An 18,302-nucleotide genomic window follows, 5' to 3' on the forward strand; every position below is an offset into this window, starting at 1 on the left:
GCCGCTATCGCGCGATCGCGTCGGCGACGGCCGGTACCGTCAGCCGGCGCTGCCAGGCACGGGCACCCGACCCGGCCAGTGCATCGTCGACCTGCCCGGTGCCGCGTGCCGTGCCGTCCCAGCACAGCTGCCGGACCGCGTCGGGTGGCAGTAGGTTCTCCACCGGGACCGAGACTTCCTCGGAGATCACGGCGAGGGCGCCGCGCACCGCGGCCAAGCGCTCGGCGGCTTCCGGATTCGACCGGGCCCACCGGTTTCCCGCGGGCACCCCGTTGCGGGGGCCGTGCAGCGGAGGCAGTTCGGCATCCGGTAGTTCGTTGGCGCGACGGATCGCCGCCATCCACTTCTTCGCCGAGTGCCGCATCCGCGGCCCGCCGAAGACCGGTAGTGCGATCAGCTCTGCCTCCGACGACGGGTTCTTCGCCGCCGCGTTGACGATGGCCGCATCCGGAAGGGTTCGGCCGGGCGCCACGTTGCGCCGTTCGGCCATCTCGTCGCGCGCGTGCCACAGTTCCCGCGCGCACGCGAGCTGCCGGCGGGTGCGCAGGGTGCTGATCCCGGACAGCCGGCGCCAGGGGTCGGACCGGGGCGCCGGATCAGGACGTGTGCGGGCGTACTCGAACTCCTCGACGGCCCAGTCGAGCTTGCCCGCTTCGTCGAGCCGCTGACGGGCCTCGTCCCGCAGGTCCACCAGCACCTCGACATCGAGTGCCGCGTAATTCAGCCAGTCGTGCGGGAGCGGGCGGGTGCTCCAGTCCGCGGCGCCGTGCCCCTTCGCCAACGAGTAGCCGGTGAACTCCGAGGTCATCGCGGCCAGATTCACCCGCGGCTCTCCGAGGAGGCGTCCCGCGAGTTCGGTGTCGAACAGCTCGTCGCAGACGAAACCGTCGTCACGCAGGCAGGGCAGGTCCTGATCGGCGGCGTGCAGCACCCATTCGGTGCCGCGCAGCGCCTCGATCACCGGAGCCAGGCCCTCCGGTTCGTGGATCGGGTCCAGCAGGAACAGGCCCGAACCGGTGCGTTTGATCTGGATCAGGTACGCCCGCGACGAGTACGTGAAGCCGGAGGCTCGCTCGGTGTCGAGTGCCACCGGGCCCCGGCCGCGGCGGAGGCTCTCGGCGCACGCGGCGAACTCGGCGACAGTGGTCAGCGGCTCGGGGACCCCGTCATAGGGCTCGGTGAGGGGGATTCCGGGCACCGGCTCCGGTGCGGCTTTGGACACGCCGACGGGCCTAGTCCGAGCCGAGGCGGGTGACACCGGCCGGAGGCAGTCCGGCAGCGGTCTCCAGTACCGAGCAGAAGGCCTCGACGTGCCCTCCGAGATCCTCACCCAGCGGGGTCCACGAGGCACGCAGTTCGAGCTGGTGCGCTCGCGGCGGGCCGGCGATGTCGCCGTACCGGACCGAGGCGGTGGCGGTGACCGTGCCGCCGAGGGCCGTCACGTCCTGGCCGCGGTCGGCGAGCGAATCGGTCAACCAGCTCCACGCCACCTCGGGCAGCAGCGGATCCGATGCCAGCGACTCGTCCACCTCGGACTGGACGTACGCCACCAGGCGCATCATGCCGTTCCACGCCTCGTGACCGTGCGGATCGTAGAGCAGGATCAGCCGGCCGAAGGTCTCACCGTCGGAGTACTCGGGGACCACATCGGTCTCGGGGGCGCGCACCTCGGCGCCCAGGGCGTAGCTGTAGGGCGCCAGACGCTGCGGCGGACGGATCGAACCGATCTCGATCTCGGGTCGCACCGACGCCGTGTGCAGGGACTCGACGGCGACACGGAACGGCTCCGGGTCGGCGCCGCGCTGTCGCGCACCGCGGCCCGCCTCGTCGTCACTCGTTCCAGGTTGACTCACAAATCGTGACCGTAGCCGCTTCGGGAGCGAGTACGGGGGAGGCGCGCCGCAGGCAGCGGCCGCGGTCCCGGACGGCCATGACATGATCGTGAGCGATGATTGAGAAGTTCGAGCCGTCCAGTGATGACGCCACCGCGTATCCGCTGCTCGACGCCGCGAACGGGCGGACCCCGTCCCGGCGCCCGGTGTGGTTCATGCGACAGGCGGGGCGATCGCTGCCCGAGTACCGCAAGGTGCGCGAGGGCATCGGCATGCTGCAGTCCTGCTTCCGCCCCGATCTGGTGTGTGAGATCACCCTGCAGCCGGTGCGGCGGCACGACACGGACGCGGCGATCCTGTTCTCCGACATCGTGGTGCCGCTCAAGGCCGCGGGGATCGACCTGGACATCGTCAGCGGCATCGGCCCGGTGATCGAACACCCGGTCCGGGACGCGGCCGCGGTCGACGCGATGCCCGTCCTCGACCCCGAGCAGGTCGAGCCGGTGGCCGAGGCGGTGCGCCTGCTGCGCGGTGAACTCCCCGCGGGTGTGGCACTCATCGGATTCGCAGGTGCTCCCTTCACCCTGGCGTCGTACCTGGTGGAAGGTGGACCGAGTCGCAACCACGAGCGCACCAAGGCGCTGATGTACTCCGACCCCGCGACCTGGCACGCGCTGCTGGGCAAGCTGGCCGATCTGGCGATCACCTTCCTCACGGTCCAGGCCCGGGCGGGCGCTCAGGCCTTCCAACTGTTCGATTCGTGGGCCGGAGCCCTCTCCCTGGCCGACTACCAGGAGTACGTGGCGCCCCACTCGCAGCGGGTCTTCGACGCGCTGCGCGAGAGCGCGCCGACACTGCCGAGCTTCCATTTCGGGGTCGGAACCGGGGAACTGCTCGGTGCGATGGGCCGGGTCGGCGCCGACGTGGTGGGTGTCGACTGGCGAGTGCCGCTCGACGAGGCCGCACGTCGCGTCGGCCCCGGCAAGGCGCTCCAGGGCAACCTGGACCCGGCCACCCTGATGGCCGATCGGGGCACCGTCGAAACGCAGGTCAAGCGGGTCGTCGCGGAGGCCGACGCGGCGCGCGCCGCCGGAGCGACCGGGCATGTCTTCAACCTCGGGCACGGGGTCCTTCCCAACACCGACCCGGACGTGCTCACCAGGGTCGTCGGATTGGTGCATTCGCTATGAGCAACGTGGCCGTCGTCGGGGCGGGAATCTCGGGACTGATCGCCGCGCTGCGCCTGCAGCAGGCCGGCGCCCGGGTGACGGTGTTCGAATCCGGGAGCCGAGTGGGCGGCAAACTCCGCTCGGAGATGATCGGTGGCGAACGGGTCGACGTCGGTGCGGAGGCCTTCGTGCGCCGCCGGCCCGAAGTGCTCGATCTCGCCGCCGAGCTGGGGCTCGCCGATTCGCTGGTGGTTCCGGCCGGACGCCGCCCGGCGCTGTTCGCCGACGGTGCGGTGCGCTCGACCTTCGGCCGGACCCTGCTCGGCATCCCCGTCGACGCGGAGGAGGTGCAGATCCCACTGCGCTGGGCCGCCGGTTCGGACGCCTCGCTCGGCGCCCTGGTGCGCTCGCGATTCGGCGACGAGGTGGTCGAGCGCAGCGTCGATCCGATGGTCTCCGGGGTGTACGCCGCCCACGCCGACGACGTCTCGGTCCGTGCCGCACTGCCCGCGCTGGCCGAGCGGCTGGACGCCGGAGCGGTGTCGCTGAGCGAGGCGGTCGTCGAGACCCTGGGCGAGCCGGACGACACCCCGGTGTTCGGCACCTTCCGCGGTGGCTACCAGCAGCTTCTCGACGCCCTGGTGGAGCGCCTCGGTGACCGGATCCAGCTCGGCGCTCCGGTGCCGGAGGTCCGGCCCGGGTGGAACGTGCGCGGGTCCGGCTTCGACGCCGTGGTACTGGCGGTACCCGCGCCGCAGGTCGCCCGCCTCGTCGGACAGCACCTGCCCGACCTGGGGGCGGCGGTGTCGAAGATCCCGGCGGCGAGCTCCGCGCTGGTGACCTTCCGGCTGCCCGAGAACGTGGAACTACCTGACCTGTCCGGGATCCTGGTGGCCAGTCGGGAGCAGGTCAGCGCGAAGGCCCTCACCCTCTCCGGACGCAAGTGGGACCACCTGCCGGACGGCACCGTGCGACTGTCCTTCGGGCGGCTCGGCGTCAGCCGCATCGTCGACGATCTGGACGCCGGGTTGATCGCCGCGGCCCGGGAAGACCTCGCGTTCATGCTCGGCATCGACGCCGAGCCCGTGGCGAGCCATGTGCAGCGCTGGTACGAGGGCATTCCGGTGTACCTGCCCGGGCATCGGGACACTCTCACCGCGATCGAACAGGCCACCCCGCGCGGTCTCGCGCTGGCCGGCGCCTACTTCGACGGTGTCGGTGTTCCGGCGTGCATCGCTCGCGCCGAATCGGCGGTGGCGCAGGTGCTGGCGGACCTGTCCGGCTAGCCGAGCCGCCCGATTCGGCGGACCGGCCGCCTGGCAGGATGGAACCATGGCCAGACTCGATTACGCAGAGCTCAACTCCACCGTTCGCTACGTCATGTTCTCGGTGTTCGCGATCTCGCCGGGTGAGCTCGGCGACGAGGAGCAGCGGGCCGCCGCCGCGCAGCAGGCCGAGGACTTCTTCGCCCGGATCCAAGAGGGGGATCTGGTGGTCCGCGGCGTGTACAACGTGGCCGGGATGCGCGCCGATGCCGACTTCATGATCTGGTGGCACGCCGAGCGGCTGGAGGACCTGCAGGCGGCGTACAACGAGTTCCGGCGCAGCACCGATCTGGGCCGCGCAGCCGATCCGGTGTGGTCGAACGCGGCGCTGCACCGTCCGGCCGAGTTCAACAAGAGCCACATCCCGGCCTTCCTCGCGGGGGAGGAGCCGGGCGCGTACATCTGCGTCTACCCGTTCGTGCGCAGCCTCCAGTGGTACCTGCTTCCCGACGACGAGCGGCGTCAGATGCTCGCCGACCACGGCCGCAAGGCCCGCGGATTCCCGGATGTCCGCGCGAACACCGTGCCGGCGTTTGCGCTCGGCGATTACGAGTGGCTGCTGGCCTTCGAGGCGCCCGAGATGCACCGCATCGTCGACCTGATGCGGGAACTGCGCGCCACCGAGGCCCGGATGCACACCCGGGAGGAGACGCCGTTCTTCTCCGGACCGCGGATGCCGGTGCGTGAACTGATCACCGCGCTACCGTGATCGCCGGTGGCGTGCGCCGCTAGCGCCCGGCGTCCTGGTCGGGTTCGAGCCGCATACTGATCGAGTTGATGCAGTACCGAAGGTCGGTGGGGGTGTCGTAGCCCTCGCCCTCGAAGACGTGTCCGAGGTGGCTGCCGCACGTCGCGCACAGCACCTCGACCCGCTTCATGCCGAGTGAGGTATCGACCCGCTCGATCACCTTCTCGCCGGCGAGCGGGGAGAAGAACGACGGCCAGCCGCAGTGTGATTCGAACTTCGCGTCGGAGCGGAACAACTCCTCGCCGCAGGCGCGGCACCGGTAGACGCCGGCCGTGGTGGTGTCGGTGTACTCACCGGTGTACGGCGCCTCGGTACCGGCCTGCCGCAGCACGCGGTACTCGGCGTCGGTGAGCCGCCGGCGCCACTCGGATTCGGTCAGTCGCAGTGTGGGCCGGGCATCACTCATGCCCTCCACGCTAACCGCGGGTGTCCGAGGGTGCCAGGTCCTTCCCGCGGGGTTCCCGGCCGGGGCCGGAGCCGGCGTCCTGCTCCGGCGGCAGCGGCCGGTCGATGCCCTGATCCAGGCGGTTCTCGGCGCGGGCGTCGAGGTAGCGGAACAGCAGCACGCAGAACGGAACGATGATCAGCAGCGACCAGCCGAGTGTGCTCTTGAGGTAGGCCATCGCGCGGCCGAGGGCCGGCCATTTCCCGGAGAGCCAGAAGTCGTAACTGAGGAAGCCGTAGACGGCCACCCAGGAGACCCAGTTGCCCATCACCGAACTGCGGTAGACGACCGTCATCAGCATCGGGAACAGCAGCATCGAGTAGTAGCCCTGGCCCAGCGAGCCCACCAGCCAGGACATGGTCAGCAGCACACCGGTCGAGGTGGTCAGCCACAGCAGTTCGTTGCTGGTGCGGTAGTAGCGCCACAGCAGCCACAGGGTGACCGCGCTCATCACCACGATCGCCGCCCGCAGCGCCAGCTCCAGCCAGTCGGGCAGACCGAAGTAGGTGGCATTGCCCTTGATCGAGCTGTTGTAGTAGTCACGAGCGGCACCCAGGTACGGATAGGTGCGGTCGATGAAGTTCCGCGGATCGGCCGAGAGCGCGGTACCGGCGATCATCAGCAGCAGCGGCACTCCGAGCGCCGTGATCAGCGCCTTCCACTGCCGGTTCACCACGATCAGCACCAGCATCACCGCGAGCAGGGGTTTCACCGCGAACGACAGTCCCAGCGGGATGCCCGCCCACAGGTCCTTGCGCTTGAGCAGCAGGGCCATTCCGACCACCTCGGCGAGCAGCACGAAGCAGTTGAAGTTCGTGTACACCAGGGTGCTGGTGACCGCCTCGGTGGTGACCGCGAAGAACAGCACCGCCGGCGCCACCACGGAGTTCAGGCCGTAGCCGAACATCCGGATCAGCACGTACAGCGCCACCAGCAGGGCGATCGTGCTCAGCGCCACGAAGATGTACCGGGAGGTCTCCGGATCGAAGTACCCGAACGGCGCCATCAGCAGCGTTCCCGACGGCGGGTACAGGTAGTGCGGGTCGACGGTGTCGTAGTTCTCCACGTACACCGGCTCGTTGCGCAGGAACCGCACGGCCGCCGTGTACACGGTGGTGAAGTCGTCGGTCTTCGCCCGGTTCGGCACCAGCACGATCAAGCGCTGCAGCAGGGTGAGTATGGCGAGCGGCCAGAGGATGGCCTTCACCACGAGAACCGGGTCGGATTTCATCCGAGCAAGTGCGACTGACACGGATAGACCGTACCCAACGCCGGCGCTCAGGCCGGGCAGGCCCGGCTGGACGGCGGCCGCAGATCACCGAGATGGCCGATCAGGGCCTTCTGGACACACGACGAGCGGACCACGGCACCGTCGCCCATGCCCGCCCAGGTGATGTTCGAAGGCCGGGCACCGGCGACGGTCAGCTGCCCGGCGAGTGTTTCGAGGGCGTCCCGGGAGGTCAGTGGATCGGCGGCGGAGGTGGCGATCACCGCAGGAACCTCCAGCGGGGTCAGCGCCGGAGGTGCGGTGACGGCCGGGAACGAGCCGCACGCGGCCGGTACCAGGGCACTCGCGGCGCCGAGGCGGTACTGCTGACCCCACTTCTGCGCGGAGCTCTTGATCTGGTCGCCCGCTGCCCGGGTCACCGAGTCCGAGCATCGTCCGATGTACTGGCCGTCGCTGCTCAGGGCGTCGTCCGCGGACCGCAGCAACGCGCGCAGCGGCTCGGGGTCGGAGCTGCGCGCCGCCTGCAGAGCCGTGGCCAGCCGGGTGATCCGTGCTTCCCGGTCGCCGGGACCGATCCCGAGGGTCAGCACCACCGCCCGGCGCAGGTCGGTATCGGTGAACGGTGACAGCCGGCCGCTCGCAGCACGGTCGATCAGATCGCGGACGGCGCCGGCCGGGTCGGCGCCGAGGGCGCAACCGGGGCCGCACTGCGTGGTGAACGCGTCGACCGTCGCCGAGGTGCCCTTCGCGGCGTCCTCGGTGCGCTGCACCTCGGTGGCGTTGTAGCGCACGGGGGAGTCCAGGATCAGCCGCGCCACCTGCTGCGGATGCGCAGCGGCATAGGCGAGCGCGGTGATCGAGCCGTCACCGACGGCGAGCAGTCCCAGCGCCGGTACGTCCCACGCGGTCCGCAGGACCTCCAGATCGGCAGCTGCTGCTGCGGCGGTGTAGTCCGAGGCGAGGGTGGGGTAGGTGTCACCGCACTGCTGCGCGGCCTGCAACGCCGCCTCATCGATCCTGGTGAGCCGGGCTGCGAGATCGGCGTTCGCCGGTCCGCCGCTGCGCAGAACCGCACGCTGGGCGTCGGTGCGGCAGCTCAACGGCGCCGAAGCGCCGATACCGCGGCGGTCCACGGCCACGACCGGGCGACCGGCGAGCAGCGGGGAGTCACCGGAAGCGAGGGTGGCGAGTGCGCGCTGCCCGGTGAACTCGGTGCCGCCCACCAGGATCAGGGGTGCGGCGTCGTCCGGGGTACCGGGCACCCGGGCGCGGGTGACCGAGATCTGGATGGGGGAGTCGGAGGAACCGACCCGCACGGGCAGGGAGGCGCACTGCAGCGTCGCATTGGCCGCCGGGGCGGCACCGTACCGAGCGGTGACCCGGTCGGTGCAGTCCTGCCAGGACAGCGGATCCTTCGCGGCCGCCCTCCACTGCGGGCCGGTGGCCTCCGGCGCGGCCGACGACCGTGCGGCCCCACCGCCCTTCCCGAAGTCCGTCACGTAATCGGGAGTGGGGGCGGGCGCCGGGACGCAGGCGGACACGGCCAGACCGAGGGCGACGGTGACGACGCCCGCGGTGAACAGTCGGGTGCGCGGCATGGTGTTCACAGTAACGATCGGGACCGGCGTGGCCGGTCAGCGCCGCCACCGCGTGTAGAGGTAGCCGTCCTCGTCGCCCAGCACCGGACCACGGGTACAGTGCCGCCCGGACAGGTCGGTGCCGGTGACGATGCGCCGGCCGGTGCCGCCGACGATCATCGGTGCAATGGTGAGGCACAGCTCGTCGACCAGGTCGGCCGCGAGGAGGGCCCCGAGCAGACCGGGGCCGCCCTCGGTGAGGATGCGGCGCAGTCCGCGGCGCTGCAGGTCGGCGACCACCTCGCACAGATCCACCGATTGACCGCCGCCGGAGTACACGATCGGCGCGGGGCCACCGTCGGGGTACAGGCGGCCGGTTCGTTCGATCCGTCCGCGGGTGACGATCGCCAGTGCCGGGTGGTCAGGAGTGCAGTAGTCCTCCTCGCGCACCGTCTGCGCTCCGACCAGGACCACGTCGGCGTCCGCGCGCAGGGCGCGGAACAGGCGCCGGTCACCGTCGCCGCCGAGACCGCCCGATCGCCCCGCGGAGGTGGCACTGCCGTCGAGCGAGGAGATCATGTTGGCCCGCACGTATCCGCCGCGGTCCGGAACCGGGTGCCGGTACAGGCGCGCCAGGTCGGCATCGTCGGGCGGCAGGGGTTCGATCACGTCACGACGGTAGCGCGTCATTCGGAACATCATGGACCAGCGGATACGATCACTACTCATGACCTTGCATCTCGTGGATCGCAATCCGACGGTGACGCCGGAGCAGATGGTGGAGCAGCTCGTTCCGCCGGAGATGTTCAGCGAGGTGAGCTTCGAGTCGTACATCCCGGACCCGAACGAGCCCAGCCAGGCCGCGGCGGTCGGTGCGGGCCGGCAGTTCGTGGCGGATGTGAACAAGCTGTCCAAACAGCGGAACAAGAAGGGCCTGTTCGGGCGCAAGAACACGCCGCCGCACGGCGTGGGCCTGTACCTCGACGGCGGTTTCGGTGTGGGTAAGACCCACCTCCTGGCATCGATCTTCCACAGCGTGCCGGCGCCCAAGTCGTTCGGAACGTTCGTCGAGTACACGCACCTGGTGGGCGCCCTGGGCTTCAACCGGTGCATCGAGTACCTCGCCGACCACTCGGTGCTGTGCATCGACGAGTTCGAGCTCGACGATCCCGGCGACACGATGGTGATGTCGCGGTTGCTGACGGAGCTGTCGGCGCGGGGTGTGTCGATCGTGGCGACTTCGAACACTCTGCCCGGGCAGCTGGGGGAGGGCCGGTTCGCGGCACAGGACTTCCTGCGCGAGATCAACAAGCTCAGCTCGGTGTTCCAGACGATCCGGGTCGACGGTCCGGACTACCGGCACCGGGATCTGCCGCCGGCACCGGACCCGCTCACCGACGCGGAGTTGACGGCGATCGCCGAGGCCGATCCGGCGGCGACTCTCGACACCTTCGATGCACTGTCCGAGCACCTGTCGAAGCTGCACCCGTCGCGGTACAAGCAACTGGTGGACGGGATCTCCAAGGTGTGCATCAGTGGTGTTCACCCGGCCGACAACCAGACGGTGGCGCTGCGCATCGTGGTGCTCGCCGACCGGCTGTACGACGCCGGTATCCCGGTGCTGGTGTCCGGGGCGAAGCTGGATGAGATCTTCACCCCGGAGATGGTGGCGGGTGGGTACCGCAAGAAGTACCTGCGGGCCACGTCTCGGCTGTTGGCGCTCTCGCGCTTCGCGTCCGCCGAGGTCGACTAGTCCGTCAGTGAGTCCCTAGACACCGACACCCGCCCGGTGGCGTGTGGGCCGGGCGGGTGTGCAGGGTGAGGGTACCGGCGTGTGAGACAGGTCTCACGCCACTGGCAAGTATCAGTGTACTCCGGTGCATGGAGATCGATGTAGCGTTTTCAACTATTACGGTCTCCGGGAATTCGGTGGGTACTGCGGCGGTACTGCGGAGGGTGTCGCCGTCGCGAGCTCAGCGGGTGAAGCGGGCGATCGCGTCGGAGGCTTCCTTGATCTTCGCGGTGGTGGCCTCGTCGTCACCGGAGCGCGCGGCGTCGACCACACAGTGTCCGAGGTGGTCCTCCAACAGGCCGAGGGCCACGGCCTGCAGGGCCTTGGTCATGGCTGAGACCTGGGTGAGGATGTCGATGCAGTACTTCTCCTCCTCGACCATCCGCTGGAGTCCGCGAGCCTGGCCCTCGATGCGCCGCAGCCGCTTGAGGTATTCATCCTTGTCGGACATGTACCCGTGATGGTGCTCGTGTCCGGTTCCGGTGGTCATGGGTCCAGTATCCCCTCTCGGTGCACGAACGCGCTGACGCGGGTCGATGCCGGCCCCGTCGGTACCGGTGGGTTCGGCCCGACCGGGCGGAACAGCTCTCGAAATGGCTGAAGCCCCGGCCGCGTTCGCGACCGGGGCTCCTGGAGCGGATGACGGGATTCGAACCCGCGACCCTCACCTTGGCAAGGTGATGCGCTACCAGCTGCGCTACATCCGCGTGCATCACGAGTCGGGCTCGCGATGCACGAAACCCCCTGCGGACAGGGGGTTTCATGGTGCGCGATACTGGGATTGAACCAGTGACCTCTTCCGTGTCAGGGAAGCGCTCTCCCACTGAGCTAATCGCGCTCACTTGTGAAGTGGATGCTCAGCCGCTCCGTTGCGGGAGTGGCTGAGCGTGTTGGAGGCGGCGACGGGAATCGAACCCGTGTGCACGGCTTTGCAGGCCGTTGCCTCACCACTCGGCCACACCGCCACGGTAAGTCCACTTCGAGCGGATGACGGGATTCGAACCCGCGACCCTCACCTTGGCAAGGTGATGCGCTACCAGCTGCGCTACATCCGCAATCACTCCGGACCGGCGCTGTGGGCGCCTTTCCGGTGCGAGAGAGAACACTACGTGAACACCGCGCGCTCTGCCAAATCGGCAGGTCACCCTGTGTTCGACGGGGCAGCGTCGATGCCTGTGGGGCGCTCCGCGTCTCGTTGACGAACCGGTATCCACCGTAGTCGCTGGTGGGGTACCCGATTACCCTTTCGCTCAGCGGTCGTGTTAGTGTTCTCTCTCGTTCGACCCGCTGGTAACAGGAGGTCGGGCGCGCGTTCGGTCCTATGGCTCAGTGGGAGAGCGTCCCCTTCACACGGGGAAGGTCGCTGGTTCGATCCCAGCTAGGACCACCGAGAAACCGCCTGGTGACAGGCGGTTTCCTTTCGTCTGCGGGTCGGTTCGAGGTGCCAACGAGGTGCGCCCCCCGTGTCCAACGCGAGTAGCGAGCCCGCAGGCCGACAAGTGTTGGCCGAGGCTAACGATGAAGCCTGGCCAGATTGGTCAGGGCTTGAGTCGCTGGTGGGGACCGTCTGTTCGACAGGGCCGTGTTCCTCAGCTGCGTGACAGGGCCAAGGACTATCCTGGAGGAACCAGGAGGTGACCCCGTCACGGAGTTGGAGAAGGCTCAGCGGCGGACCAGGAAGATCCGTTCGATCCGCTGCAACACCGCGCTGGAGGGCACGCAGAGCACGCCCGCGACCCGCAAGGATCAGCTCGATTACGTGCGCGGTGCGCTTCCCCTGGGAGACCGGCAACCACGACACTGATCGGCGGGGTGATCTCATACCCGGCCCGTCTTCTTCGTTCTTGAGGTGTGTCGGATCGCCGAGGCGATGATCGCGGAGCGGAACGACGGTCCGGAGGTCGGTACCCTGGAACCCATGTCCGACCAGCGCACCGACACCACCGAGCCCGAACGTCAGACGGGCCTGCGGGGGTGGCGCGAGAAGATCAAGTCCACCCGGCACGGCCACCTGGCCTGGCGGATCGCGGTCGGCGTGGTCGGCGGCCTCGTACTCATCGCCGGCATCATCGCCATTCCGTACCCCGGTCCGGGATGGTTGATCGTGTTCGCCGGCCTGGGCATCCTCGCCACCGAGTTCGAGTGGGCGCACCGTCTGCTGCGGTACGCGCGGGAGCGCTACGACCGGTTCGCGCAGTGGCTCGCGGGGCAGCACGTCGCGGTCAAGCTCGCCTTCGCCGCGGGAACCTGCGCGATCGTCCTGCTCACCGTCTGGTTGCTCGGGGCGGCGAAGATGTTCGGCGGCTGGGTGGGCATCCACTGGTCGTGGCTGGCGAGTCCACTGCTGGGTTGATGCGCGAGCAGATCGATGCGTTGCGCCGGGCGATGGCCGCACCGGACCGGCGTACCGCTGCGATCCTGTACTGGTATGCGCTCTCCGGAGGGCTCGCCCGGCTCGCCGTCAACGGCGGGGACGCCGCCGCAGTACCGATCCGTTCCGGGCCCGGCGGCTGGCCTCAGTTGGGGGAGAGCGGCCCGTCGAGCCGGCCCGAGCGAGCGCTGGCGAGCGCCTTCCACACCCTGATCCCCGCCGTCGCGCAGGCCGCGGACGCCTCGGAGCGGGCACTGTGGGCGATCGGCACCGACTCGATCGCCTCCGCCGCCTTGCTGCGTGATGATCCGCAGGACGCCGCGGACGAGCTCCTGCGAGCATGCGGTCCGGCGGCACCGTCGGCGCGGTTCGAGCAGGTTCCAGGGCGGGGCACCGTGGTTCGTCGGGGCTCGTGCTGCCTGCTCTACCTCTGTGCGGACTGCGAGAAGTGCCTGAGCTGTCCGAGGCAGACCCCGCAACGGCGGCTCGAGCGGCTCAGTTGAGATCGATTGTGCAGCAACAGGTACCTCAGTGAAAGACCGATGACGGCCAGGACCCGGTGGTCCTGGCCGCCATCGGCGGTTCTCGGATCGGAGTGTGTCGATCAGTGCACGTCGACCGACGGGGTATCGGTGACGGTCACACCGCCCGAGCCGGCGGTCGCCGAACCGGTGTCGGCCTCGACGCCGTGGCTGCCGGTGACCGGGGTGTTCACCTCGGCGCCCGCCGACGGGCCGGTCACCGAAGCCGTACCGGTGCTCGGGCTGACGGTCGCGCTGCCCGTCTCCGCATGGCCGCTTCCGCCGCCGACCGGAGTCGTGGCCTCAGCCTTGGCGCTCGGACCGGTCGCGGAGACGGTGCCGTTGGTTCCGACGCTCGCCTTCCCGCCGTCGACGTTCGCGCTGGCGCTGGCGACCGGGGTGACGGCCTTGACGTCGGCCGTCGGGCCGGTCGCCGAAACACCCGTCGCGGCGGCCTTACCGCTTCCGGTGGTGGCCGAGACCGAGGCGCTCGCAACCGGTGTGGTGACCTTGGTGTCCACCGTCGGGCCGGTGACCGAGACGCCTGCCGGGGTGACGCTGGCACCGCCACCGTCGACCTTGCCCCCGGCGGTCACGACGTTCGCGACGTTCACCGTGCCGACGACGTCCGGCGCGTCGACGGTGACCCCGCCGGTGCCGACCTTCACCGTGCCCGGCGTGACGCCGAGTGCACCGTTGACCAGCGGCGTGGTGAGCGTGCCGGTGAGGCTCGGCGTCACCACGACCAGCTGACCGTTCTGGAACCCGACCTGGCCGAGGTTCAGTGCCAGGTTCCCCCCGCCGAGCGGGCTCGCGATGCCGAGGTCGATCACCGGCAGGCCCACGATGAACGTGTTCGGGCCGTACTTCACACTGACCGGCACGATCTTCGTGGTGAGGCCGCCGAGGCCCAGCGGGGCGGTTCCGCCCAGACCGAGCGACGGTGTCCACGTGGTGTTTCCGTCGAGACCTGTGACCGCGCTCAGCGAGGTCTGCAGCCCGAGGGCCGTTCCGAGCGGGCCGCTCAGGGTGGTGTTATTGCCACCGATGCTCCCCACGCCGCCGGGGCCGGCGCCGATCAGACCGAAGGTGGTGTTGCTCAGGCCGCCGAGGCCGAGCGGAGCGCCCGCGGTGAACACGTTCTGGTATCCGGCTCCGGCCCAACCGGGGGCGGGTGCGTACGGGAACAGCGGCGGCAGTGCCACGACGGCGCCGGCGGTGTTGGACAACGGAATGAGGCCGCCGACGACGGGAATCCCGTTCCAGGCCGCGACACCCTTGTTGATCTGCGGTGCCGCCTGAGGGAGGACCGCGATCGGGACTCCGCCGGGGAGCAGCGGGGCGGCAGCGAGGACCGCGTCGATCTGCGGGTTGCCGGTCGGTGCGGCGTTCGCAGTGCCCGGCGCGGAGACCGTCAGCGCAGTGACTGCGGCGACTGCTGTAGCGGTGGCAGCGGTGCGGCGCAACGTCTTTCGGGCATGGCGGGACGAGATGGTGGACATGAATGACCTCCGATTCATGAAGGTACGGCGAGACTCACGCGAGTGCGCCGATTGGAAGGGGGTTCCCGGAGAAGCTGCGACTCCTCTGCTCTCTGTGAGGGTTCGTAGTGGCAGCTGTGCATCTCCTGGGTGTCCTAAAGTTAGCATGGCTGCCGATCTTTTCCGAGACCTTTTTCAAGAAATTTTTCGAACCCGCGAGAGTTACCCGGCGGTAGCGAAACAGTATGGGGCCGTGAGGGAATCGGCCAATCACTTTGCGATCGAGTACGGATGGACAACAGGTGTATTCATATCAACTTCTTGGCGCTGCAATAGCGATTGCAAGAATGGGATAAATGGTTCTGCTGCAATGGTGAAACGCGCTTCCGGCGGCCGGTGCAGCACAGCGAGGAGCGCACCGGCGCCTCCGCTCCGGTTCCGGTGCACCGACCGATAGGATCGGTATCACTGATAACCGCGTGCGGCCAGGTATGCCGCCCGCTACATGACTAGGAGCACTGTGAGCACCACCTTCGTCGTCCCGGCCGGAATCGCCGCCGGGGCAGCCATGCGCGAACTCGACCTTCCCAACAAGGGCCCGGAAGCCGTCGTCGTGGTGAAGACCGCCGACGGCACCCTGAAGGACCTCAGTTGGGCGCCCGAGACCGATACCGAGGTCGAGACCGTCGCCGCGAACACGGAGGACGGGCGCAGTGTGATCCGGCATTCGGCGGCGCACGTGCTCGCGCAGGCCGTGCAGGACGGGTTCCCCGGCACCAAGCTCGGTATCGGTCCGCCCATCAAGGACGGCTTCTACTACGACTTCGATGTGGCCGAACCCTTCACCCCCGAGGACCTCAAGGGCCTCGAGAAGAAGATGAAGCAGATCATCAAGGCGGGGCAGAGGTTCAGCCGCCGGGTCTACGGATCCAAGGACGAGGCCCGCGCGGAGCTGGCCGGTGAGCCCTACAAGCTCGAACTCATCGACGACAAGGGCTCCGCGGACGACAGCGAGATCATGGAGGTCGGCGGAGCCGAGCTGACCGCCTACGACAACCTCAATCCGCGCACCGGCGAACGGGTATGGGGCGATCTGTGCCGGGGGCCGCACGTTCCCACCACCAAGTACATCCCCGCGGTCAAGCTCACCCGCAGCTCCGCGGCCTACTGGCGCGGCGACCAGAACAACGCCGGGCTGCAGCGTGTCTACGGTACGGCGTGGGAATCGCCCGAGGCGATGGACGAATACCTGGAGCTCCTCGCCGAAGCCGAGAAACGCGACCACCGCAAGCTCGGTGCCGAACTGGACCTGTTCAGTTTCCCGGACGAACTCGGCTCGGGCCTGCCCGTCTTCCATCCCAAGGGCGGCATCATCAAGCGCGAGATGGAGGACTACGTCCGCGCGAAGCACATCGAGCACGGTTTCGAGTACGTCGGTACGCCGCACATCTCCAAGGAGAACCTCTTCCACCTGTCGGGGCACCTGCCGTACTACTCGGACACGATGTTCCCGCCACTGCACGTGGACGAGGAGCGCAACGCCGACGGCGAGATCACCAAGCAGGGCCAGGACTACTACCTCAAGGCCATGAACTGCCCCATGCACAACCTGATCTTCCGCTCACGCGGACGCTCGTACCGCGAGTTGCCGCTGCGACTGTTCGAGTTCGGGCACGTCTACCGTTACGAGAAGTCCGGCGTGATTCAGGGACTCACCCGGGTGCGGGGGTTCGCGCAGGACGATTCGCACAGCTACGTCACCCCCGAGCAGGCCAAGGACGAGATCAAGCACCTGCTCGACTTCATCCTGGGGCTGCTGCGTGATTTCGGGCTCAACGACTTCTACCTCGAGCTCTCCACTCGAGGCGACTCCGACAAGTTCATCGGCTCGGACGAGCAGTGGGCCGAGGCGACGCAGATCCTCGAAGAGGTGTGTGTGGACTCGGGGCTGCAATTGGTGCCCGATCCGGGCGGTGCCGCCTTCTACGGCCCGAAGGTGTCCGTCCAGGCCAAGGACGCGATCGGCCGTACCTGGCAGATGTCGACCATCCAGTACGACTTCAATCAGCCCGCCGGATTCGACCTCGAGTACACCGCGGCGGACGGCACCAAGAAGCAGCCGGTGATGATCCACTCGGCCAAGTTCGGCTCGATCGAGCGCTTCTTCGGCGTGCTGACCGAGCACTACGCGGGCGCCTTCCCGGCGTGGCTGGCCCCGCAGCAGGTCGTGGGGATCCCCGTCGCCGACCAGTTCGGCGACCACCTGGAGTCGGTGATCCGCGAGCTGCGCAAGCGCGGCATCCGCGCTGAGGTCGATCACAGCGACGACCGCATGCAGAAGAAGATCCGCAACCACACCACGCAGAAGGTCCCGTTCATGCTGCTCGCCGGTGAGCACGACCGCGACGCCGGTGCCGTCAGCTTCCGCTTCCGCGACGGAACCCAGGTCAATCAGGTACCCGTCGACGACGCGGTGCAGCGGATCGCCGAATGGGTCGACTCGCGCCGCAACGAGTCGCCGACCGCGGAGCTGCTGGCGCCGGCACAGGACACCGCCGCCACGTCCTGACCGGGCGAACGGACCGAACGCAGAGAGGGAATCGATGACCGACGCCACCGACGGCGGCGCCCACACCGACTTCGGTGTGGGTGACGGGGACGAGACCATCGAGCGGCTGTGGACGCCGTACCGCATGCGGTACCTCGTCGATTCACCACCCGTGCCCGAGGGGAGTACCGCCTTCCTGGAGATTCCCAAGCTGGCCGACGAGGACGGTCTGATCGTGGCCCGCGGCGAGTACTGCTACGTGGTGCTCAACCTGTTCCCCTACAACCCGGGACACTGCATGGTGGTGCCCTATCGGCAGGTGGCCGAACTGGAGGACCTCACCGACGACGAGGCCTTCGAACTGATCAAGCTCACCCAGAAGACGATCCGGGTGATCAAGCGGATCTCCCGGCCGGCGGCGTTCAACGTGGGATTCAACCTCGGCCGTTCCGGCGGCGGCTCGATCGCCGAGCACCTGCACCAGCACATCGTTCCCCGCTGGCCCGGCGACGCGAACTACATCACCGTGCTCTCGGGCACTAAGGTGATGCCGCAACTGCTGGGACAGACCCGGGCGTTGATGGCGAAGGCGTGGGAGGAGGATTAGGTGTCCGCGATCTTCAGTCGTGAGGCGGTCTCCAAGGTCACTCGTCCGATCGCGGAAGTCCTGCTCAAGGCCGGTCTCACGCCGGACGCGGTGACGATCTTCGGAACCGCCTGCTCGGTGGGTGCGGCGCTGTGGCTCTTCCCCACGGACCAGCTGTTCTGGGGCGCCATGGTGATCTGGTTCTTCGTCATGTTCGACATGCTCGACGGTGCCATGGCACGGGTTCGCGGCGGCGGCACCCGGTTCGGGGCCTGGCTCGACGCCACCTGCGACCGGGTCGCCGACGGTGCGATCTTCGCGGGGCTGGCCTGGTGGTCGGTGAGCACCGAGGGCAACCGGTACAACGTACTGGTCGCCGCCTTGATCTGCCTGGTCACCTCGCAGGTGATCAGCTACGCCAAGGCCCGCGCCGAGGCATCCGGACTCAGCGGCGACGGGGGCTGGATCGAACGCCCCGAGCGGCTGATCATCGTTCTCGTCGGCGCCGGATTCACCGGCCTCGGGCTGTGGTGGGCGGTGCACGTGGCGCTGTGGCTCCTGGCCGCGATGTCGATCGTCACCGTCGTCCAGCGCGCCCTCACCGTGCGGCGCTCGCCCGGCGCCACCGAACTGCTGCCGATGCCGCAGCGGACCGCGACGACCGAGGAGGACCGGTAGT

At 68.8% G+C, this 18,302-nt stretch carries 17 protein-coding genes and 5 tRNA genes; 10 read left to right on the forward strand and 12 right to left on the reverse strand.

The window, feature by feature from the left end:
* Positions 1 to 4 precede the first annotated feature (4 nt).
* Together ACYVHG_RS01145 and ACYVHG_RS01150 are read right to left on the reverse strand one after the other, a co-directional pair.
* A complete protein-coding gene (locus tag ACYVHG_RS01145) occupies positions 5 to 1,222 on the reverse strand; it encodes an HRDC domain-containing protein (protein ID WP_461165591.1) in 1,218 nt (405 codons plus the stop codon).
* A gap of 10 nt (positions 1,223 to 1,232) precedes the next feature.
* Positions 1,233 to 1,853, reverse strand: coding sequence for a DUF3000 domain-containing protein (locus tag ACYVHG_RS01150; RefSeq protein ID WP_461165592.1), 621 nt, complete (start codon positions 1,851 to 1,853; stop codon positions 1,233 to 1,235).
* A gap of 95 nt (positions 1,854 to 1,948) precedes the next feature.
* Between ACYVHG_RS01150 and hemE the strand changes: the two genes are divergently transcribed.
* Genes hemE through hemQ form a run of 3 tightly spaced genes read left to right on the forward strand, consistent with a single transcriptional unit; the run spans position 1,949 to position 5,035 of the window.
* Positions 1,949 to 3,022, forward strand: coding sequence for a uroporphyrinogen decarboxylase (gene hemE / locus ACYVHG_RS01155; protein WP_461165593.1), 1,074 nt, complete (start codon positions 1,949 to 1,951; stop codon positions 3,020 to 3,022).
* Positions 3,019 to 4,287 carry a protoporphyrinogen oxidase gene (gene hemG, locus ACYVHG_RS01160; RefSeq protein WP_461165594.1) on the forward strand — a complete coding sequence of 423 codons (1,269 nt, stop codon included), beginning with the start codon at positions 3,019 to 3,021 and terminating at the stop codon, positions 4,285 to 4,287. Before hemE ends, hemG begins: the two co-directional genes overlap by 4 nt.
* Positions 4,288 to 4,333: 46 nt before the next feature.
* Positions 4,334 to 5,035, forward strand: a complete 702-nt coding sequence (gene hemQ, locus ACYVHG_RS01165) for a hydrogen peroxide-dependent heme synthase (protein ID WP_461165595.1) — start codon at positions 4,334 to 4,336, stop codon at positions 5,033 to 5,035.
* Positions 5,036 to 5,054: 19 nt separating this feature from the next.
* Here hemQ and msrB read toward each other — a convergent pair whose 3' ends face one another.
* Genes msrB through ACYVHG_RS01185 form a run of 4 tightly spaced genes read right to left on the reverse strand, consistent with a single transcriptional unit; the run spans position 5,055 to position 8,993 of the window.
* On the reverse strand, positions 5,055 to 5,480 hold the full coding sequence (gene msrB, locus ACYVHG_RS01170; RefSeq protein WP_461165596.1) for a peptide-methionine (R)-S-oxide reductase MsrB: 426 nt from the start codon (positions 5,478 to 5,480) through the stop codon (positions 5,055 to 5,057).
* A gap of 10 nt (positions 5,481 to 5,490) precedes the next feature.
* Complete coding sequence (locus ACYVHG_RS01175; RefSeq protein ID WP_461165597.1) at positions 5,491 to 6,771, reverse strand: glycosyltransferase family 87 protein; 1,281 nt, start codon at positions 6,769 to 6,771, stop codon at positions 5,491 to 5,493.
* A gap of 26 nt (positions 6,772 to 6,797) precedes the next feature.
* A complete protein-coding gene (locus tag ACYVHG_RS01180; protein WP_461165598.1) occupies positions 6,798 to 8,345 on the reverse strand; it encodes an alpha/beta fold hydrolase in 1,548 nt (515 codons plus the stop codon).
* A gap of 36 nt (positions 8,346 to 8,381) precedes the next feature.
* Positions 8,382 to 8,993, reverse strand: coding sequence for a dihydrofolate reductase family protein (locus ACYVHG_RS01185; RefSeq protein WP_461165599.1), 612 nt, complete (start codon positions 8,991 to 8,993; stop codon positions 8,382 to 8,384).
* 58 nt (positions 8,994 to 9,051) lie between these two features.
* On the opposite strand from ACYVHG_RS01185, the gene zapE reads away from it, so the two are divergent.
* Entirely contained in the window at positions 9,052 to 10,077 is a 1,026-nt protein-coding gene (gene zapE, locus ACYVHG_RS01190; RefSeq protein ID WP_461165600.1) for a cell division protein ZapE, read from the forward strand.
* Positions 10,078 to 10,297: 220 nt separating this feature from the next.
* Here zapE and ACYVHG_RS01195 read toward each other — a convergent pair whose 3' ends face one another.
* The 5 genes from ACYVHG_RS01195 to ACYVHG_RS01215 form a co-directional block, all read right to left on the reverse strand.
* A complete protein-coding gene (locus tag ACYVHG_RS01195) occupies positions 10,298 to 10,606 on the reverse strand; it encodes a metal-sensitive transcriptional regulator (protein WP_461165601.1) in 309 nt (102 codons plus the stop codon).
* A 141-nt stretch (positions 10,607 to 10,747) separates the two neighbouring features.
* Positions 10,748 to 10,823 (reverse strand) — tRNA-Gly (locus ACYVHG_RS01200).
* 56 nt (positions 10,824 to 10,879) lie between these two features.
* Positions 10,880 to 10,954, reverse strand: a tRNA-Val gene (locus tag ACYVHG_RS01205).
* Positions 10,955 to 11,007: 53 nt separating this feature from the next.
* A tRNA-Cys gene (locus ACYVHG_RS01210) sits at positions 11,008 to 11,081 on the reverse strand.
* A gap of 17 nt (positions 11,082 to 11,098) precedes the next feature.
* Positions 11,099 to 11,171, reverse strand: a tRNA-Gly gene (locus ACYVHG_RS01215).
* Between the two features lie 260 nt (positions 11,172 to 11,431).
* Between ACYVHG_RS01215 and ACYVHG_RS01220 the strand changes: the two genes are divergently transcribed.
* The 3 genes from ACYVHG_RS01220 (at position 11,432) to ACYVHG_RS01230 (ending at position 12,990) form a co-directional block, all read left to right on the forward strand.
* Positions 11,432 to 11,503, forward strand: a tRNA-Val gene (locus ACYVHG_RS01220).
* Positions 11,504 to 12,034: 531 nt separating this feature from the next.
* Entirely contained in the window at positions 12,035 to 12,469 is a 435-nt protein-coding gene (locus ACYVHG_RS01225; protein WP_461165602.1) for a TIGR02611 family protein, read from the forward strand.
* A complete protein-coding gene (locus tag ACYVHG_RS01230; RefSeq protein WP_461165603.1) occupies positions 12,469 to 12,990 on the forward strand; it encodes a (2Fe-2S)-binding protein in 522 nt (173 codons plus the stop codon). The genes ACYVHG_RS01225 and ACYVHG_RS01230 overlap by 1 nt, the downstream gene beginning before the upstream one ends.
* Positions 12,991 to 13,091: 101 nt before the next feature.
* Here the strand turns inward: ACYVHG_RS01230 and ACYVHG_RS01235 are convergent, their stop codons facing one another.
* Entirely contained in the window at positions 13,092 to 14,510 is a 1,419-nt protein-coding gene (locus tag ACYVHG_RS01235; protein WP_461165604.1) for a hypothetical protein, read from the reverse strand.
* Between the two features lie 547 nt (positions 14,511 to 15,057).
* Here ACYVHG_RS01235 and thrS point away from each other — a divergent pair.
* From thrS to pgsA, 3 genes are read left to right on the forward strand one after another with little or no spacing between them, the layout of a single operon-like run.
* Complete coding sequence (thrS, locus tag ACYVHG_RS01240; protein WP_461165843.1) at positions 15,058 to 17,058, forward strand: threonine--tRNA ligase; 2,001 nt, start codon at positions 15,058 to 15,060, stop codon at positions 17,056 to 17,058.
* 34 nt (positions 17,059 to 17,092) lie between these two features.
* Positions 17,093 to 17,644 (forward strand): HIT family protein, encoded by a 552-nt coding sequence (locus tag ACYVHG_RS01245; RefSeq protein WP_461165605.1) that lies wholly within the window; start codon positions 17,093 to 17,095, stop codon positions 17,642 to 17,644.
* On the forward strand, positions 17,645 to 18,301 hold the full coding sequence (gene pgsA / locus ACYVHG_RS01250) for a phosphatidylinositol phosphate synthase (protein ID WP_461165606.1): 657 nt from the start codon (positions 17,645 to 17,647) through the stop codon (positions 18,299 to 18,301). It abuts the gene before it with no gap.
* The last annotated feature ends 1 nt before the right edge of the window (position 18,302 follow it).

This window comes from Tsukamurella serpentis, assembly GCF_054780975.1.